This window comes from Pseudoalteromonas sp. BMB (assembly GCF_001709235.1).
Lineage (GTDB): Bacteria > Pseudomonadota > Gammaproteobacteria > Enterobacterales > Alteromonadaceae > Pseudoalteromonas > Pseudoalteromonas maricaloris.
In genome coordinates, this window is record NZ_MBQA01000067.1 from 221,369 (window position 1) to 237,612 (window position 16,244).

Consider the following 16,244-nt stretch of genomic DNA (forward strand, 5'->3'; position numbering starts at 1 on the left):
CCATGAATCGTCACGACTATCTTGCATCTTACTTTAATGAGCGTGAAGGCATTCACATAAGCAATGAGTGCAGTAAATTTGACAAAATGAGACTCAGTCCATTTCGGTTCTTCCGTGGTAGTGCCGCGCTTATGTATAAGGACTTACTGGAGCAACAACTGCAGTTACCTGAAGCGGCCACCAGCCTGCCACTCACCTACGTAATGGGCGATTGTCATACGGGCAATTTTGGCTTTCATAGTGAAGAAGGTAGCCACGGCGACACCTTAATTTTTGAACCTAATGACTTCGATGATGCCTGTGTCGGACACGCAGTGTGGGACCTGTTTCGCTTTTTAGTGAGTTTACCGCTTACCCAACTAGAAGGTGGGCGTATTCAAGAGCAAGCTCAGGATATTAAAGACCGAAGTAAACCTTTGGTAAGTAAAGAGCTGGTTGCCCAAGCACAATTGGACTTTTTACACAGCTACCTAAAAGCCTGTCAGTTGTCGCTGGAACATAAGGTCGATAGCAACACAGGCTTAACCGAATTTGATAATAATCATATACTGCATAAACGATGGCAAAAAGGGTTACAAAGAATGGCGGGTGGTGCCGCGTTTACGATAAAAAGCACGCTCGCAAAGGAAATCGACCTCAGCATTAAGCCGCTACGTTTTCGCGAAGACAAACTGAAGTTTAAGCAACTTGATCCCGATTTAAAAGAAAATCTTATTCATCACTTTGCGCCCTATGTTGATGACGAAATTTTAGATTGTGTTGAGCGTATCGACCAAGGCACAGGCTCATTGCATCTTAGCAGATATTATTTGTTGGTTGGCCCAAACGTACAAAAGCCCACTAAAGATATTTTGCCGCTATGCCACATTGTGGAGGTAAAACAACAGCAACTCGCTTCGCCTCTTGCTTACTTTGCAAATTTAAGTCCAGTGAATCGCTTAGATCCCGCACACTTAACCGTCAACAGTCAAAGAAAAATGCAGCGCCGTACCGATCTCATTTTAGATAATGCATTGTGGCAAGGCAGCCATTGGCTGGTACGCTCGCGCCATCATGCTCGCGTTGGTATAGACCCAGAAGACATCACCATTGGTAAACGTGCAGCGACTAAATCGGGCTTTAGCCAATATGCAGAAGCTTGCGGTGAAGCCCTTGCCCTTTCACATATGCGAGCAGATAGACGATCCTTACAATTTCAAGAAGATGCCGTAGCCATTTTGCCTAGTCTCATCGATGAATTGGTCAAATCGGCCAGTCATTACAGCGAGCAAGTCGTAGCCGATTGGCGTTGGTTTTGCGAGCAATCCCAGAGCTAAGCAGTTGCGCACTCAACTTGCTTTTGCTTTGGAATGTCTACAATTAGGCCATCCTCTGCGATGATGAGTGCATTGCTAAAGTGCAACTTGGCCTCTTCAATAAGAGGCTGCAGCATGCCCTCACCATGATAGCGCACGCTAAAGTGAGTGAGCGCGAGCATGGGCACTTGATGTAATTGTGCAAATTGAGCGATGCGCTTAGCATCGCTATGCCCTGTATGAAAGCCCACTTTATGAAGATCTGCAGCGGTAAAGGTAGCTTCATGAACAAGCAAATCGAGCCCTTTTATCATCTGCGATAGCAAGCCGGGCTTTTCGTTATCACCACAAATTATTGCAACTCGAGGTTGCCAACTATAAAAACTATAGTCATCCGAGGTTAAAAGTCGGCCTTGGTATTCCACGTCTTGTCCCTTTTGCAACAGGTTGTAGTGGCCGCCAGACGCAATGCCATCTTGCTGAAGTTTGTCTATTTTTAACTTGCGAGGAATGCACTTTTCCGTGAGCTTATAGCCAACACTGGGCACTCTGTGTTGTAGCGCTATGGTTTCGATATCGCAACATTCAAGCGGTAGCTTATCGTTTATTTCTTCAAGAGCGATGGTTATTAAGTCAAAACTAAGCCTCACCTCTGTCAGTGTAAAACAGCTTTGCACAAACTGAATAACGGCCCTCGGCGCAATTAATTTTAGCGGCGCTTTGCGAGAGTTTAATGCCATGGATGAAATGAGTCCGGGTAATCCATAGCAATGATCCCCATGAAGGTGGGTAATACAAATCGCTTCGAGATGATATAGGGTTAACTCACTGTGCAGCAGCGCATGCTGGGTCGCTTCGGCGCAGTCAATTAGTACCCAGGCTTTGGTATTTTCAAAGCTTACTGCCGCTGCCGACATATTACGTTGCTTAGATGGGCTACCTGAAGAAGTGCCAAGAAAATGTACTTTCACACCAAAACCGTTTACTTTTTAAGTGGGTATACCATTGTAACGAATAAATAACGTAATAGCGAAGCGCGTGCTCGCCTTGCAACGTAATCTCTAAGGAGAAGATGATGAATTTGATACCTTCGGACAGCATGATCTTAGTGATCGATATTCAAGAAAAATTTCGTCCTCATATTGAGGTATTTGGCGATATCGAGCGCCAAGTAACCACCTTGCTACAAGCTGCAGAACATTTGTCTGTTCCTGCACTGATTTTTGAGCAATATCCCAAAGGGCTTGGCCATACAGCACCGAGTTTACTTGAATTTAATCTCCCGGTTATCGAAAAAACTGCGTTTAGTGCCTACCATGTTGAATCTTGCAAGCAAGCTATTCAAGAATATAAACGCGACACCATCGTCGTGGTTGGCCTCGAAAGCCATATCTGTGTACAACAAACCGTCAATGACCTGCTTGCGGACAATTTCAACGTGGTGATAGTTGCCGATGGTATTTGCTCACGTAATCCAAAACACACAGATTGGGCGCTAATGCAGATGCAGGCAGATGGCGCACGCTTTTTGGCTTTAGAGTCTATTTTATTTCAGTGGCTAAAATCGGCCAAAAATGAGCAATTTAAGGCAATTTCAGCGTTAGTTAAGTGATCGGCTATCACAGTGAAAGCGTATTCCAAGTATCGAGGTGAACAATGAAAAATGAATTAGATAGCAAGTTCTTGTTAACGGTGTTCGAGCATATTCAAAAGCACGGTGAAGTAACCGAAGAAGGTAAACGCTATGAGGGCATAGTGGCCTATTCAGATCCAGATGGTTACACCATATACCTGCAAGGTAGTGGCGTGTTACTGCGCTCTGGGTTTCATAATACTTATCACTTGGATTATGAACAAGATAAGCACAAAGACGATTTTATTAAGAAGCTAGATTACATTTTTAAAGAGGCGAATGAGTAGCTTATATCCAAATACCAACCGAGGACGTCGCGTTAGACGTCCCCACCCTGAAAGCAAACAAACCCGCGCATATATAAGTAAGGTCGTCGAAGCGCTCAGGGAAAATCCAAATAAACTCAATATAATCAAACAGAACTGCGATGAATTTCGCCAGCAACGCTATTTAAAACGTGGCTTTTTGCTCGCCATCGAACGCTTTGATTGGGTGTTTGCAGTGGACGATGACGTAGAACGAATATGCCAGCAGATCCTCGCCGACGACTACATCGGCAAACGCCTACGCCGTTACCCTTTATTGTTTAAGGGGGTGTTAGATGATTAATCTCGTTTGGCTCAAACGTGACTTAAGAGTGTTCGACCATAGACCACTTTACGAAGCGTGTAATAATGGCAGACCAACCCTGATCTTGTATGTTGTTGAGCCCGAATATTGGCAACTCCCCGATACCAGCGAAAGACAATTTCAATTTGTAAAAGAGTCGCTGTTAAGCCTTGCTGAGCAGCTGCAGCTTTTAGGTGGCACGCTGACGGTTCGTCAGGGCGATATCATTGAAATATTAGAAAAGATCCATCAACACATCGCAATAGTTACCCTTTATTGCCATCAAGAAACCGGGAATACATGGACATTTGAGCGCGATTTGCGTGTCATTGCCTGGTGCAAAGAAAGACACGTATCGTATGAAGAATATCGCCAACAAGCCGTATTCAGGGGAAAAGTGAATCGTGATAAGTGGCAACAGCAAGCCGAAGACTGGCTGCAAAGCGACTGTCTACCAACCCCTTCAAAAATCAATCCACTGCTGCAACAGCATAGTGGCATTGCACTTTTAAATGACTACCCTGGGAATGACAGCAACTCAGCGCCAAAGCCACAATTAGGTGGACTCAAAGCCGCGCAGCAAACCTTGAATAGCTTTTTTAATCATAGGATAGACAACTATTTATTTGGTATCTCAAGCCCGGTAAAAGCTGTAAACAGTAGCTCCAGACTCAGTCCGTATTTGGCCTATGGCGTGTTAAGCCTCAGGGATGTTTTACAAAAAACTCTTGCATTAAATGTTGACTCAAAACGCAATAAGAGCGGTTTTTTATCACGGCTTTACTGGCATAGCCACTTTGTGCAAAAGCTCGAATCAGAACCGCTTTATGCTGAGCGTGCAGTGCATGCATCCCTAATTGCTATGCGTGCGAGTGAATTTAATCCGCAACGCTTTGAACTTTGGGCTCACGGTAACACGGGCGTCCCCTTTATTGATGCCTGTATGCGAATGCTGATCACCACAGGTTGGATAAACTTTCGCATGCGCGCCATGCTGATGGCGTTTTCAAGCTATCATCTGTGGCTTGATTGGCAACAACCAGCTGCAAGACTTGCCACTCTTTTTGTCGATTATGAACCTGGGATCCACTATCCTCAGGTACAAATGCAGTCAGGCACGACTGGGATAAATCCGTTTCGCATCTATAACCCCATAACCCAGGGGCAAAAATATGATCCAGAAGGTCAATTCATTCGCCGCTACATTCCTGAGCTCAATCACGTTCCAACGCATTACTTACATACGCCTTGGCTTTATACTGGCTTAAAAGAAGACCAATATCAACGCCCTGCCATATTACCCGATGACGCAGCAAAAATTGCCCGTGAAAAAATCTCTGCATTTTATAAGCAACATCTAGATAAAGATGAAACAGGCAGAGTGCTTCACACTCACGCTTCAAGGCGTCGCTCAAGTCGTGGGCGCAAAAAACAAGCAAGTTCTGATAAAAATCAGTTAAGACTATTCTAACTGATTTGTTTTTGCACAATGTTCCGCCTTTCAACCCAGAAAGAGGACAAATAGCCGCTTAAGCATGACCTCATGTAAAAAAAATGCTAAGGTTGCGCCATTTTTTGGAACTGAGAATTTAGCTATGTCAAATGCTGTAGAGACGCAAGCTGATAGTCAGGACCAACAGGGGCAAAAAGGGGGATTATTTAATCGCTTCTTGGCAACTGTTGAGTTCTTAGGGAATATGCTTCCCCACCCTATTACTTTGTTTGCAATGTTTTGTATCGCCATCGTGTTATTTAGTGGTATTGCCGATTGGATGGGGCTATCTGCCATCGATCCTCGCCCAGAAGGCTCCGCGGGTCGCGACCCCGACGGTGTCATTGAAGTAGTAAGCTTAATGAGTGCTGAGGGTTTGCAACGCATTGTGACAGGTCTTGTGACTAACTTTACTGGCTTTGCACCACTTGGCACTGTACTTGTTGCATTACTAGGGGTTAGTGTTGCAGAACACTCTGGCATGCTATCAGCTGCAATGCGAGGCATGGTAATGGGGGCTTCAAAACGCCTTGTTACCTTTATGATTGTATTTGCAGCTATCTTGTCTAATACCGCATCAGAACTTGGCTACGTTGTACTTATTCCGCTTGCCGCAATGATTTTCCATAGCCTTGGTAGACACCCACTTGCCGGCTTAGCCGCTGCATTTGCTGGTGTATCTGGTGGGTACAGCGCAAACCTGTTACTTGGCACCATCGATCCGCTATTGGCGGGGATTACGACTCCTGCAGCGCAGATGATTGACCCAACTTACCAAGTAGGACCTGAAGCGAACTGGTACTTCATGATGATTTCAGTATTCCTAATAGCCATCGTAGGAACCTTAGTCACTGAGAAAATCGTAGAGCCACGTTTAGGGAAATACGACCCTAAAGAAGCCAGCGTTGATTTAAGTGAAAACAATATCGAGAAACTTTCTGCAAAAGAAAAATCAGGCCTCAAATGGGCGGGCGTATCACTACTCGTAGTAAGCATTCTACTTGCCTTAACCATAGTGCCTGAAGATGGCATTTTACGTCATCCGGTAACAGGCGAAGTGGCAGGCTCACCATTTTTAAAAGGGATCGTGGTATTTATCTTTGTAACATTTGCTATTCCGGGTTTTGTGTACGGCCGTGTGGTTGGTACCATGAAAAATGATCGCGATATTATTGATGCAATGAGTAAAAGCATGAGCTCGATGGGCATGTATATCGTGTTGGTATTCTTTGCCGCTCAGTTTGTTGCATTCTTTAAGTGGACAAACCTAGGTACTATCCTTGCGATAAATGGTGCAGCATTGTTACAGGCGCTAAACCTAACTGGCCCTGAAGTATTCGTACTGTTTATATTCATGTGTGCACTCGTTAACCTAAGCCTTGGTTCATCATCAGCTCAATGGGCTGTCACTGCACCGATATTTGTTCCAATGCTAATGCTTATCGGCTATGCGCCAGAAACCATTCAAGCAGCGTACCGTATTGGTGATTCAGTTACTAACCTTATCACCCCGATGATGAGTTACTTTGGTTTGATATTAGCGGTTGCGACTAAATACAAAAAAGACATGGGTATAGGTACATTAGTAGCAACGATGTTGCCGTACAGCATGTTCTTCTTTATCGGCTGGGTAGCACTCTTCTACGTGTGGGTATTTGGCTTTGGTCTACCAGTTGGGCCTAACTCTCCTATCTACTACAATCCGTAGCTAATACTTTAAAATTATCTAAATGCCAGCATTTGCTGGCATTTTTATTTGTGAAAACCTCAACCCTCACCTAAGGTTGAATAGGAGACAGCGAAGAAGGAGCCGATTTTGGATACCAATAACATTGCAATTATTACATTGGTATTAAACTAACTTCACGTGATCACTGTTATTTTATGCCCTGTTCCTGAGTGATACACGTGACCTAACATTAGGTGAATTATGTATACACTCTTTTACTATCCACAAAGTGCGAGCCTTGCGCCTCATATTTTATTAGAACTCATTGGTGAGCCTTATCAACTTGAACTGGTGGATATCAAAAAAAACGCCAACCGTAGTGCACAATACTTAACACTAAGCCCAGCCGGACAAGTACCAGCCCTCGTTGATGACGACTTTACCTTATTTGAAAGCGCTGCAATTTCTCAGTACCTTGCTGAAAAGCACATCGACAAGCAACTTATCCCAACTGAGCTAAAACTAAAATCACAGTGCCTGCAATGGATGCATTTTATGAGCGCTTCTATTCACAGCGACTTATTGATGTATACCTACCCAGAACGACACACACAAAGTGCTTTGATGTATGACGACCTTATTCGCTCGCAGCAAGGTCGACTAGAAGAAGGGTTTGGTATTATTGATACCTTACTTGCAGACAATCATTACCTGTTTGCAAATCAATTTACGCTGTGCGACAGCTATTTATTTATGCTTTGTGAGCGTGCGAAGACATTTTTAGAAAAAACGCCTTCGCTTAAGAATTTACGCCGCTATTATCGCCAAATTTCGGCAACACCAGCGATTAGCAAAGCCTTAGAAATGGCTGAGTTCTAGCCTGAACGATTAACGTTAATAAGTACAATACCGGTCAGCACAGCAATCACGCCCACGACTTTTTGCAGATTAATAGGCGTATAAGGTACACCAAAGAGACCAAGCTGACCGATCACCATAGCTACCACCATTTGACCACACAAGTAATAAGCCATTAGGTTACCTATACCCATTTTAGGAATTAAAAAATAACAGAGTCCCACCCCTGTCGCACTTAGCACCCCACCTAAACACCACAAATACCAAGGCACCGCTTTTAGTTCTGAGGTTGCTGGCAGCACGTTATCAGATACCCGAAAGGCAATAAAGGCATAAAATGCGCTGACAGTAAACGCCACTCCTGCTGCCAATATCGGACTTTTTAATAAACCGCCAAGCTGTGCATTCATGCTTGCCTGCACCGCGATTGCACCGCCTGCGAAAACAGCTAATATGGCAAAAATCATCGTCACACCTCAATATGCAGCAAGTCTCTAGATTTCCTTACTTTGCTTGTATTCGCGTTCACATCCGTACTGTCACGAATGCCAATTGGCGCAATTAATACCGTGCGTAAGTTTAAGGATGAAAGACCCAACACGTCATCGTAGGCAACCTTATCGATACCGGTCATCGGGCAAACATCAATTTCCATACTGGCGGCTACCAACAGTAATGTACCGAGGGCCAAGTGAGCCTGCTCAGAACACCAGCTATATTGAGACGCACAGTCCATAGTGTGTAGCGCGTCTTTCATACCCAATTCCATCTGTGCATAGATAAGCTCATCAAGATTTCGATTCGCCTTAAAGTCTTGAATGTAGCGCTCTACTTGACTATCAATAGGTGACATATCAGCAGCAAAAACTAATAGATGACTATTATCAAGCACTTTTTGTTGTCCATACGAATGCGGTAGTAATGCTTTTTTTATCGATTGCTTGGATATTTGAATAATCTTATAAGGCTGTAAGCCAAATGCTGAAGCACTCAACCCCGTTAGTTCGATTAACTTATCGACTTTGTCTTGCGCAATGGTTTGCTCAGAAAATTTGCGCACGGCATAACGCCAATTCAATAACGATTCTAGTTGTGATGTATTCATAAGTTGCTCTCCATTATGTGTTGAGGCAACCTTAACAAGGTGAAGAGCTTGGCTCATTTACCTATGTAAACGAACCTGAATTTTTTAACGATTTTCTTATTCGGCTTAACTGTGTAGGAGTGATCCCAAGGTGTGACGCTAAATGGTATTGCGGTACACGCTCAGCAAGTTCTGGCTGCTCTTTTAAAAATGCGAGATAGCGCTCCGTGGCATCTAACTGCACCATATAAAGCTCTCGCTTATCCTTTTCTAACAACCAGTTCTTTTCAAGATACAGTATTTGAAATCGCATTAATTCCGGATTATCCATCAGCAGTGCTCTAAACTGTTTAAAATTGATTAGGACTACCTGTGATGTTTCAAGCGCTTGGATCCCTTGATTGGCAGGCTCTTGGCGATGTAGCGCACGCATTACACCAGGAAATTCCCCCGCCACAAAAAAACGCTTATTGTATTCCTGTCCAGCAGCATTGGTATTTACTAATCTAACTAACCCTTGATGTAAAAATGCAAAAGTAGTCAAATACTCTCCTTCTTTGTAAAGCCACTCATCTTTCGCGAGTAATTTGATGTTGGTGATCGCAGCAATAGCGGACCAGGTTTCTTGAGAAAGTGGATAATAGGCGTCTACCGCTTGTTTTAATCTTGTTAGTGCATCCATGATTTATAGCTTTATGATATTATTCGGATTAACTATTCCTATTTGCAGTGTCTATGTCAATCTCTAGCCATTACCAAGCACAAATCGAATGTGGAAATCTTACTCCTGATGCAGCGCAGCAAGCTGCAATTTCAGCCTTAGATGCGCTTTCTCATTCACTCGCTTGTGGTCACTCGAATAAAGGCATCTATTTTTATGGCCCTGTCGGGCGAGGCAAGACCATGCTGATGGATTGGTTTTTTGAATTCACTGACGTCACAAATAAAACTCGCCTTCATTTTCATCACTTTATGCAACAGGTACATAAAGAGCTCAATCAAATTCAAGGTGTGAGAGATCCTTTAAAGCGGATCGCCCAAAACTGGGCTGAGCACACTGCTGTACTGTGCTTTGATGAATTTTTTGTCACTGATATTGGCGATGCCATCATTATGGCGAGATTGTTTGAAGCCCTTTTTGAAGCTGGCGTGACCTTAGTTGCAACCTCTAATTGTCACCCAACCGAGTTATACAAAGATGGATTACATAGAGACCGCTTTGAGCCAACGATAGCACTGCTTATAAGTCACTGCGATGTCATATCTGTATGTGGTGAAACGGACCATCGATTTAGCAAAGGTACAACGGCAAACCACTACTTCGTCAACGATAAACAAGCGTTTTGGGACGCCTTTACTAATGCCGGTGGCATATTCAAATCGGGCGTCCTGGAGATTAATCATCGTCTAATTAACGTGCTTGGCGCAAATGAAAGCGTCGTATGTTTTGATTTTATGGAGATCTGCTCAAGCCCTCGCGCTACCAATGACTATATTGAGCTTGCACAGCAATTTAGCTGTATTTTTATCTCTGAGTTACCGCTACTCGGTGTTACTTCAGAGAATAAAGATGTAGCACAAGGAACTGAGGAAGGCTATATCCGCCCAAATAACTCAATGCAACCTAGGATTGGCGACGATGAGGCCAGACGACTGATTGCGCTTATCGATGAGTGTTACGAAGCCAAAGTACTGGTTGTTTTTTTGGCAGATGCGCCGATTGAGCAAATTTACCAAGGAGAGCAGCTGGCATTTGCATTCGCTCGCTGCATTAGTCGAGTGACAGAAATGCAAAGTTGGTCTCTTAAATCTGAAGACCTTTAGGTACATGCTATACCTAGCACTACCCTACTGCATATAATCTTATAGTCGCATATGTGCTATGAGCCGACGGTGGTAACGCTTACAGCAGCGGCGAGTGTAAAGAATCCGCTGACTACACTTGTTATACCAATTTACATATTGTAGTACTTTGTTCCAAAGCTCACAGATAGCGGAGCTCCATCATATAAACAACTTGCGGTAACTTTCATTCGCTTTTTGTGATCATAATATGTATGGAAATCAGTTCTTTTCCTGACGAGCTCTAGTTCGTGAATGCCGATACTTAAAGCTCCTAATAAAGCTTCACTGTTGAAGTCTTCACTTTGTGAATGTGGTTCTGTTTGGAGCAAATCTACTTCCACAAAACTCACAAAATTTCCTTCTCCCCATAACACCATTTTACAGAGTTCATTCTCAACAATTATATTTCGAGCTTCATTTACTTGCACACCAACTATCTTTTCCACGTCGCTCAACACCATGCCAAGATACTGATAGGGCCGATGAAATGGAGCGGACATAATCGGTAGGCCTATCATGTTTGCAGAATCTAAAGATTGGCCTAAGTTTGATGCCGTCCGTGGAGCAACAACATTATTATTAAAGACTACTCCCATACTGGTAACTAGTCTTTTCAACTCATCATCGTATGAATCAATGTTCGAAAAATTACTGTACAGCTTTCCTACAAGAAAACTTGGCAAGTCAACATCTTCAAGAATTATTGGTAGAATTTTTATCTTTCCTGCGATCTGATAATTCATAGCCACATCAAGCTCACTTACGACCCAAGGGGCTTTAACTGAGTTACATGATAGGATTACAGCAAAATAGTCTACGTTATCAATTCCCTCTCTAATTTTTTGTACAAGGGAATCACCGATTTTCATTTCTGCTTCATCTAACCAAACTCTTATGCCATGGCTTTCTATATCAATGGCGAGACGCCTAACAAAATCCTTATCCTTATGGTTGTGACTGAGAAATACGCTCGTACCCATATCCCCTCCTAATTGGTATAACATTTAGTATTTATGCGACACGCAGTTTATGGTGCATATTCGCTTGTTGAACTGAGCCTCTACCTGCTCGGTGTGTCAGAGTTGATGTTGCTTATGCTATGACTTAATTTAGAAAAAATAGACTTTTCAGAGGCTTTAGCGGTCATAGCTAGTTTGATCGGCTAATCTATTATTAATCAATGCATTGCTCAGTGTTTATTATGCCTCCATTACACCTAATTTAGCCAGATAAGCTGCGACATTTTTTACACACCTCATACCCCGCTCAGAACAATTAAGAAAATTAACTAGTTGATTTAAAAGGTAAACCTAGCAGCTAACCGTTCGCGCAGCTTTGCTCACTGTCCGTAGAACATCATAGCAGCAATATAAATGTAGACTAAAAGCTATGATCTAACAGCGACACTTGCTCCCTCGTCACACCCTCAAGACATCAACCAATTAACTTATTTCGCGCAAGGAAGCGTGAAAAAGCATAACAGGGCCAAGGACGGTCCTTTTATGCTGGTAATGTTAAAATTGGCTGATGACTTGAGGCTCCTAGTGTGATGCTGGGAGTGCCTTTTCTTTTGCATACTTTTCTTTGGGCAAGCAAAGAAAAGTATGTCGGCGCCCATGGACGGGCGCAGAAACCCGTCACGAGGACAACAGGCCCAACACACCAAGCATTAAAGGTGGCAGTCCTGTTTCTCTACTTGCTGTCTCTTGTTCTACTTGTTTACTCAGCTATCTAGGCCAATACGGAAAATGCGATATCGAAGTCACAAACATCATTGAAGGACTTAATGCGGTGACCGTTGAGTATCTACATCCTTGCGTTGATCAGCAAGGTAACACGGATGAAAAAGAAAATAAGCAAAAGCTTATGACACTGTTTGAGTTTAGCGGCGAAAAAATAAAGCGTATTTGCCACTATTTTTAAGTGGCAATAAATACTCAAAAAATAGACCACATCGATTACCTAAGTGGCCTATTTACGAATTTTGATTATCACTCACCAAGTAATTTAGTTAACCGCTCTTTACGAGCAACAAAGACATCGTAGCCACCATCACCCTTTGATGACAATGCCAGCGCTTTGTTTACTTGCTCTAAAGATGCTTGGTATTGTTTGTCGGTTTCATAGCCATATGCTAAGCCGTTGTAGGCATCTGCATTATTTGGATAGCGTGAAACGCCAAACTTAAACAACTTAATTGCTTCTTTCACGTTACCCATACTTACGTGGTAATAGCCAAGCTCTCTGATCACGGCTTCCTGTGGCTCAAAAGCCTCGCCAGTTTGTTGCTCATATTCTTGTTTTTTCTTTTCTTCGGACTCTGCCATCGCAGCTCCCGAAAAGAAAGCCGCCAAAGTCACAGTGAACAAGCATTGAACTGGCTACCAATTCTCATTATTATTCCATTTCGTTGATTTCACTAGCAAAGCTAGCATGCTGGTTCTGGAGTTGATAGAACCCTGTGTCCCTCTCTTTTCTAGCTTACTTTTGAGATAGTCAGCGCATACACTTAAACGGAGAAATACAGCAAAGCGGCAATCGAAAAGAAAACCACCCAAGAAAGGTGTTGCAATAAGTGCAATCAAACTGCTGATAAGAAACGTGCCAGACATGATATATAACATCCGTTCTCCGTCCATTTGCCGATAGAACATTAATAACATCGCAGCTATTCCCCACCACGCGATGGTGGTAAGGTGCCATGCAAATCGCAACGTGCGCTTGGTAAACCAGTCACTACCAAACAGATGAGGCAGATTGTCTCTTTTGAAAAGGCGAATCAATATGTATTTTTCACCCAGTACAGAATGAACTAGCCCAATCAAAAACAACAATAACGCTGCTGCAATTATCATTTATGCCACTTCCTTTTATGATTTGATTTAAAAAACGCTCAACTAACGCGCTGCTTACTTAACTAAACCATCGACGTTTTTATCCACTACACTATAAATGGCTTTCATGGCGGGATCGACACCATTGAAGTAGCTCGTAGAGTCTGGCAATACCGGCATATGTGGTGCGATCCAAATACGGTGGTCTTCTGCGCGAGAAGTTTGATGAAACTGCGACGAAACGAGTCCAAACACCCCACTGAACGGTAAACGGAACCTTCCAGCTTCACCAATATGATTTGGTCGAGAACCACTTGGTTCTCCAACCAAGATTGCATTGGTAAAGCTATCGATATTGGTTAAGAGGTTTTGCGCTGCAGAAAAGGTATTACGTCCCATCACTACAAATAACTTGCCTGCTGGCTTTGCCGCTTCAAAATAAATAAGTGCCTTTAGTAATGGTGGTAAGATGGAGCCATTGCCACCACTATTGTGTCGTAAATCCAGCACCAAGTGGCTTACTTCACCGTGTTTTATTGCCTCTATCAACTCAGCACTAAATTGCGCTAGCGACTGCGTTTTCATCTGTGCAACGGCATTAAACTGTATGTACAAAATCCCATTGCTTTTATCCACTTCGTACCAATAAGGTTTAGTGACGTTTTGCAGATATTGTGGGCTTTTTTGATGATTTTCTGGCAAAGTCGGAAAGCCGTGAAATTCGAATGATTGGCCACTAAGGCGAATGGTCTTTTGCGCGCTCTGTGCATTTTCTAACGTGATAAACACCTCATTTGACGCATCGCTCAACTCTAGTCCTGCGAGTACTTCGGGCATGGCGAGATAATAGGGCGCAAGCCAAAGCTGCTGCATTTCATTATCTCGCGGATTAATCTCGGCAACTTTCGCCATTGCTTCTGCGGTTGGTGTTTGTCCAAAGGCCGTGACTTTATAGCCGATTAAATCACTAAACTCAGCTTCAGCATCAACAATGTAAAGGCCATCGATAAAGGCATAAAACTGCACTGGCAAACGAGTGAAATTCCCTTTTTCTCCGAAGGTCGGTACGATAAAGTTATGCCCGTTACCAAGCCTGCCTATCATTTGCATCATACCGAAGACAAGTTGCTGATCAGTTAACTTGGGTATATCTGAGCGCAAATTATTTGCCAACGTAATTAAATCCGGGTTGTTACTTGCCTGTTCGTTAACATGCAATCGCTTAATTTCTGAGAGTAAGAAATCTAAATCCGCATTCCATTGCTGATCCCGAGTGAGCGAAGTGTCTTTATAGTTACCTGTAAGAAGTTGAAATTGCTGATTATCTTTGATAGGGTCGAAAACACTTTCATTTGCTAAGCTACTGCGTTCGTCGTACCGCGCTGACAAAGACTTGCTCAGCCACTCATTAGCTTCATCTACTTTTTCCTGTGCGGCATACGCGCCTGCAATTTTTATCATAATGTCATTTGAGGGGCGCGAACCGGTAGGTACATTGGTTAGGTTTACACCCAGTGACAACGCCTTTTTCAGTGAAATGATAGCTTGCTCATACTGCGCTAATTGTATTTGCGTTAATCCCAATAGATACCAAGTGTCTCCGTCATCTTGATACGACTTAGTGAGCTTTTGTAGTTGTGGTAACGCCTGTTGCCAATTTTTGCTACGTACTAACGCTAGTGCGTTGATCCGTGTATTTAGGTAATCCACTGGGGATTTGACATTTAGTTGCTGTGCAACATGCGCTTGTTCGCTCGTTGATGTCAGCGCCCTAATAGGTTCAGCCTTTGCAGGCTGCGCGATAAACAAACTACTAAAAATCAGGCAAGTGGCCACATGAGTGAGAAAACTTGAATACATCATCTTTATCCTTGTTATCGATTTAACTCCAGATTACCTATAACGACTTTATATGGCGTGCAATATCAGGATTTTGTACTTCTAGGACTTTTAAAAAACACTCGAAACAAAACCTAAGCAGTTGTTTAATATACTTATATTAATTTTGAAAATTGACTTGGAGTGTAACCCGTTTGCTTTTTAAAAACACTGTTAAACGAGGATTTTGAGTTAAACCCAGCATTCATTGCAAGCGCTAACAAGTTGGGCGTTGCTTGCTTTTCGCACTGTAGTTGCTGTTTTACCTCATCGACCCGCAGGCTATTGATATACTCATTAAAGTTGTAACCACCACAAGTATTGATGGCCCAAGAGATATCCTTTACCCCAAGTCCAATAACCTCAGCAACGTCGTGAATAGTCAGGCGTGGCTGGCGATATAAATAGTGCTGCATAATCGTGTTATGAATTGCATTGAATATCTCGGTTGGATCTTCTGACTGTTTATCCACCTCATTGAACGTTATTTCTTGGGCCTGCGTTATGGAGTCTTCAAGGTGTGGTTGATTGTGTACTTTGACAACTAGGTAAAGATTAATTGCAAGTAACCAAACTAAGTCAATAAAATACCAGAGTGCTTTAGTGCTGATGTCGTTGTATGTTTGCATATTGAGTCTAACCAAATCCACCAGAGCAAAGATCACAAACAAGACAACCGTTGTTCTTATCCATTGTAAATCGCGCGTATTGACGTCCGCTCTGATCTCCGCGGATGCTTGCTGGTAAAGGCCAACAAGTTGCGCCGTAAAAGCAGAATAAATCAACTGGCTGACAGTACCAAACGCAATCATAAGCTGGGTGTATTCAGTAAATGGAAGCGCCAGCAAAACAGGTAAGAAATGGACTAACCTTCGCTCTTGCTTATGTTGATTGGCATGCAGTAAATTTTTAAACAGAAAATAGACTAAAGGCCCAGTAGCTAGGGTAAATACAGGCGTGATAAGTAAATAACTTCTAATCCCTAACGCTTCTTCAGCAAGGTTGGTTGCCATCAGCACACATTGAAATAACAAATAAATGACGAGC

General features: G+C 43.0%; 18 protein-coding genes. 9 read left to right on the forward strand and 9 right to left on the reverse strand.

The features are described 5' to 3' along the window. The first annotated feature begins 2 nt into the window (after positions 1-2). A complete protein-coding gene (locus BB427_RS05940; protein WP_069019272.1) occupies positions 3-1,316 on the forward strand; it encodes a DUF2252 family protein in 1,314 nt (437 codons plus the stop codon). On the opposite strand, the gene BB427_RS05945 is transcribed toward BB427_RS05940, so the two are convergent. Beyond that, positions 1,313-2,266, reverse strand: a complete 954-nt coding sequence (locus tag BB427_RS05945) for a ribonuclease Z (protein ID WP_217492891.1) — start codon at positions 2,264-2,266, stop codon at positions 1,313-1,315. The genes BB427_RS05940 and BB427_RS05945 overlap by 4 nt on opposite strands. 101 nt (positions 2,267-2,367) lie before the next feature. On the opposite strand from BB427_RS05945, the gene BB427_RS05950 reads away from it, so the two are divergent. The 6 genes from BB427_RS05950 to BB427_RS05975 all read left to right on the forward strand — a co-directional run bounded on the left by BB427_RS05950 (position 2,368) and on the right by BB427_RS05975 (position 7,577). Further along, on the forward strand, positions 2,368-2,907 hold the full coding sequence (locus BB427_RS05950; protein ID WP_223193527.1) for an isochorismatase family protein: 540 nt from the start codon (positions 2,368-2,370) through the stop codon (positions 2,905-2,907). 44 nt (positions 2,908-2,951) lie between these two features. Continuing rightward, positions 2,952-3,215, forward strand: a complete 264-nt coding sequence (locus tag BB427_RS05955; RefSeq protein ID WP_010373027.1) for a DUF3081 family protein — start codon at positions 2,952-2,954, stop codon at positions 3,213-3,215. Then, on the forward strand, positions 3,208-3,537 hold the full coding sequence (locus tag BB427_RS05960) for a hypothetical protein (RefSeq protein WP_069019274.1): 330 nt from the start codon (positions 3,208-3,210) through the stop codon (positions 3,535-3,537). Before BB427_RS05955 ends, BB427_RS05960 begins: the two co-directional genes overlap by 8 nt. Continuing rightward, the gene (locus tag BB427_RS05965) at positions 3,530-5,008 is read left to right on the forward strand and encodes an FAD-binding domain-containing protein (protein WP_069019275.1); all 1,479 of its coding nucleotides are present in this window, start codon (positions 3,530-3,532) and stop codon (positions 5,006-5,008) included. The genes BB427_RS05960 and BB427_RS05965 overlap by 8 nt, the downstream gene beginning before the upstream one ends. A 124-nt stretch (positions 5,009-5,132) precedes the next feature. Then, on the forward strand, positions 5,133-6,737 hold the full coding sequence (locus tag BB427_RS05970) for an AbgT family transporter (RefSeq protein ID WP_175401246.1): 1,605 nt from the start codon (positions 5,133-5,135) through the stop codon (positions 6,735-6,737). A gap of 222 nt (positions 6,738-6,959) precedes the next feature. Continuing rightward, positions 6,960-7,577, forward strand: coding sequence for a glutathione S-transferase family protein (locus tag BB427_RS05975; protein ID WP_069019276.1), 618 nt, complete (start codon positions 6,960-6,962; stop codon positions 7,575-7,577). Here BB427_RS05975 and BB427_RS05980 read toward each other — a convergent pair. The 3 genes from BB427_RS05980 to BB427_RS05990 form a co-directional block, all read right to left on the reverse strand. Next, positions 7,574-8,023, reverse strand: coding sequence for a DMT family transporter (locus BB427_RS05980; RefSeq protein ID WP_017216748.1), 450 nt, complete (start codon positions 8,021-8,023; stop codon positions 7,574-7,576). The genes BB427_RS05975 and BB427_RS05980 overlap by 4 nt on opposite strands. A 2-nt stretch (positions 8,024-8,025) precedes the next feature. After that, positions 8,026-8,661: a nitroreductase family protein gene (locus tag BB427_RS05985; protein ID WP_069019702.1), complete on the reverse strand. Its 636-nt coding sequence runs from the start codon at positions 8,659-8,661 to the stop codon at positions 8,026-8,028. 61 nt (positions 8,662-8,722) lie between these two features. Next, complete coding sequence (locus BB427_RS05990) at positions 8,723-9,322, reverse strand: Crp/Fnr family transcriptional regulator (RefSeq protein WP_069019277.1); 600 nt, start codon at positions 9,320-9,322, stop codon at positions 8,723-8,725. 53 nt (positions 9,323-9,375) lie between these two features. Between BB427_RS05990 and zapE the strand changes: the two genes are divergently transcribed. Beyond that, on the forward strand, positions 9,376-10,464 hold the full coding sequence (gene zapE, locus BB427_RS05995) for a cell division protein ZapE (protein WP_069019278.1): 1,089 nt from the start codon (positions 9,376-9,378) through the stop codon (positions 10,462-10,464). Between the two features lie 131 nt (positions 10,465-10,595). Here zapE and BB427_RS06000 read toward each other — a convergent pair whose 3' ends face one another. Beyond that, positions 10,596-11,465, reverse strand: a complete 870-nt coding sequence (locus BB427_RS06000; RefSeq protein WP_069019279.1) for a toll/interleukin-1 receptor domain-containing protein — start codon at positions 11,463-11,465, stop codon at positions 10,596-10,598. Positions 11,466-12,069: 604 nt separating this feature from the next. Between BB427_RS06000 and BB427_RS24680 the strand changes: the two genes are divergently transcribed. Then, complete coding sequence (locus tag BB427_RS24680; protein ID WP_254663587.1) at positions 12,070-12,408, forward strand: hypothetical protein; 339 nt, start codon at positions 12,070-12,072, stop codon at positions 12,406-12,408. 68 nt (positions 12,409-12,476) lie between these two features. Here BB427_RS24680 and BB427_RS06010 read toward each other — a convergent pair whose 3' ends face one another. The 4 genes from BB427_RS06010 to BB427_RS06025 all read right to left on the reverse strand — a co-directional run bounded on the left by BB427_RS06010 (position 12,477) and on the right by BB427_RS06025 (position 16,210). After that, positions 12,477-12,812, reverse strand: a complete 336-nt coding sequence (locus BB427_RS06010; RefSeq protein WP_069019280.1) for a tetratricopeptide repeat protein — start codon at positions 12,810-12,812, stop codon at positions 12,477-12,479. Positions 12,813-12,866: 54 nt separating this feature from the next. Further along, positions 12,867-13,340, reverse strand: a complete 474-nt coding sequence (locus BB427_RS06015; protein ID WP_254663588.1) for a hypothetical protein — start codon at positions 13,338-13,340, stop codon at positions 12,867-12,869. Between the two features lie 54 nt (positions 13,341-13,394). After that, positions 13,395-15,182: a TPR end-of-group domain-containing protein gene (locus BB427_RS06020; protein ID WP_254663589.1), complete on the reverse strand. Its 1,788-nt coding sequence runs from the start codon at positions 15,180-15,182 to the stop codon at positions 13,395-13,397. 131 nt (positions 15,183-15,313) lie between these two features. Continuing rightward, positions 15,314-16,210, reverse strand: a complete 897-nt coding sequence (locus tag BB427_RS06025) for a helix-turn-helix domain-containing protein (protein WP_069019705.1) — start codon at positions 16,208-16,210, stop codon at positions 15,314-15,316. Between the last annotated feature and the right edge of the window lie 34 nt (positions 16,211-16,244).

Bases quoted from the DNA above. Each gene is read 5' to 3' on its own strand.
- BB427_RS05940 (WP_069019272.1), top strand. From the start codon at position 3: ATGAATCGTCACGACTATCTTGCATCTTACTTTAATGAGCGTGAAGGC.
- BB427_RS05950 (WP_223193527.1), top strand. From the start codon at position 2,368: ATGATGAATTTGATACCTTCGGACAGCATGATCTTAGTGATCGATATT.
- BB427_RS05955 (WP_010373027.1), top strand. From the start codon at position 2,952: ATGAAAAATGAATTAGATAGCAAGTTCTTGTTAACGGTGTTCGAGCAT.
- BB427_RS05960 (WP_069019274.1), top strand. From the start codon at position 3,208: ATGAGTAGCTTATATCCAAATACCAACCGAGGACGTCGCGTTAGACGT.
- BB427_RS05965 (WP_069019275.1), top strand. From the start codon at position 3,530: ATGATTAATCTCGTTTGGCTCAAACGTGACTTAAGAGTGTTCGACCAT.
- BB427_RS05970 (WP_175401246.1), top strand. From the start codon at position 5,133: ATGTCAAATGCTGTAGAGACGCAAGCTGATAGTCAGGACCAACAGGGG.
- BB427_RS05975 (WP_069019276.1), top strand. From the start codon at position 6,960: ATGTATACACTCTTTTACTATCCACAAAGTGCGAGCCTTGCGCCTCAT.
- BB427_RS05980 (WP_017216748.1), bottom strand. From the start codon at position 8,023: ATGATTTTTGCCATATTAGCTGTTTTCGCAGGCGGTGCAATCGCGGTG.
- BB427_RS05985 (WP_069019702.1), bottom strand. From the start codon at position 8,661: ATGAATACATCACAACTAGAATCGTTATTGAATTGGCGTTATGCCGTG.
- BB427_RS05990 (WP_069019277.1), bottom strand. From the start codon at position 9,322: ATGGATGCACTAACAAGATTAAAACAAGCGGTAGACGCCTATTATCCA.
- zapE (WP_069019278.1), top strand. From the start codon at position 9,376: ATGTCAATCTCTAGCCATTACCAAGCACAAATCGAATGTGGAAATCTT.
- BB427_RS06000 (WP_069019279.1), bottom strand. From the start codon at position 11,465: ATGGGTACGAGCGTATTTCTCAGTCACAACCATAAGGATAAGGATTTT.
- BB427_RS06010 (WP_069019280.1), bottom strand. From the start codon at position 12,812: ATGGCAGAGTCCGAAGAAAAGAAAAAACAAGAATATGAGCAACAAACT.
- BB427_RS06015 (WP_254663588.1), bottom strand. From the start codon at position 13,340: ATGATAATTGCAGCAGCGTTATTGTTGTTTTTGATTGGGCTAGTTCAT.
- BB427_RS06020 (WP_254663589.1), bottom strand. From the start codon at position 15,182: ATGATGTATTCAAGTTTTCTCACTCATGTGGCCACTTGCCTGATTTTT.
- BB427_RS06025 (WP_069019705.1), bottom strand. From the start codon at position 16,210: ATGGCAACCAACCTTGCTGAAGAAGCGTTAGGGATTAGAAGTTATTTA.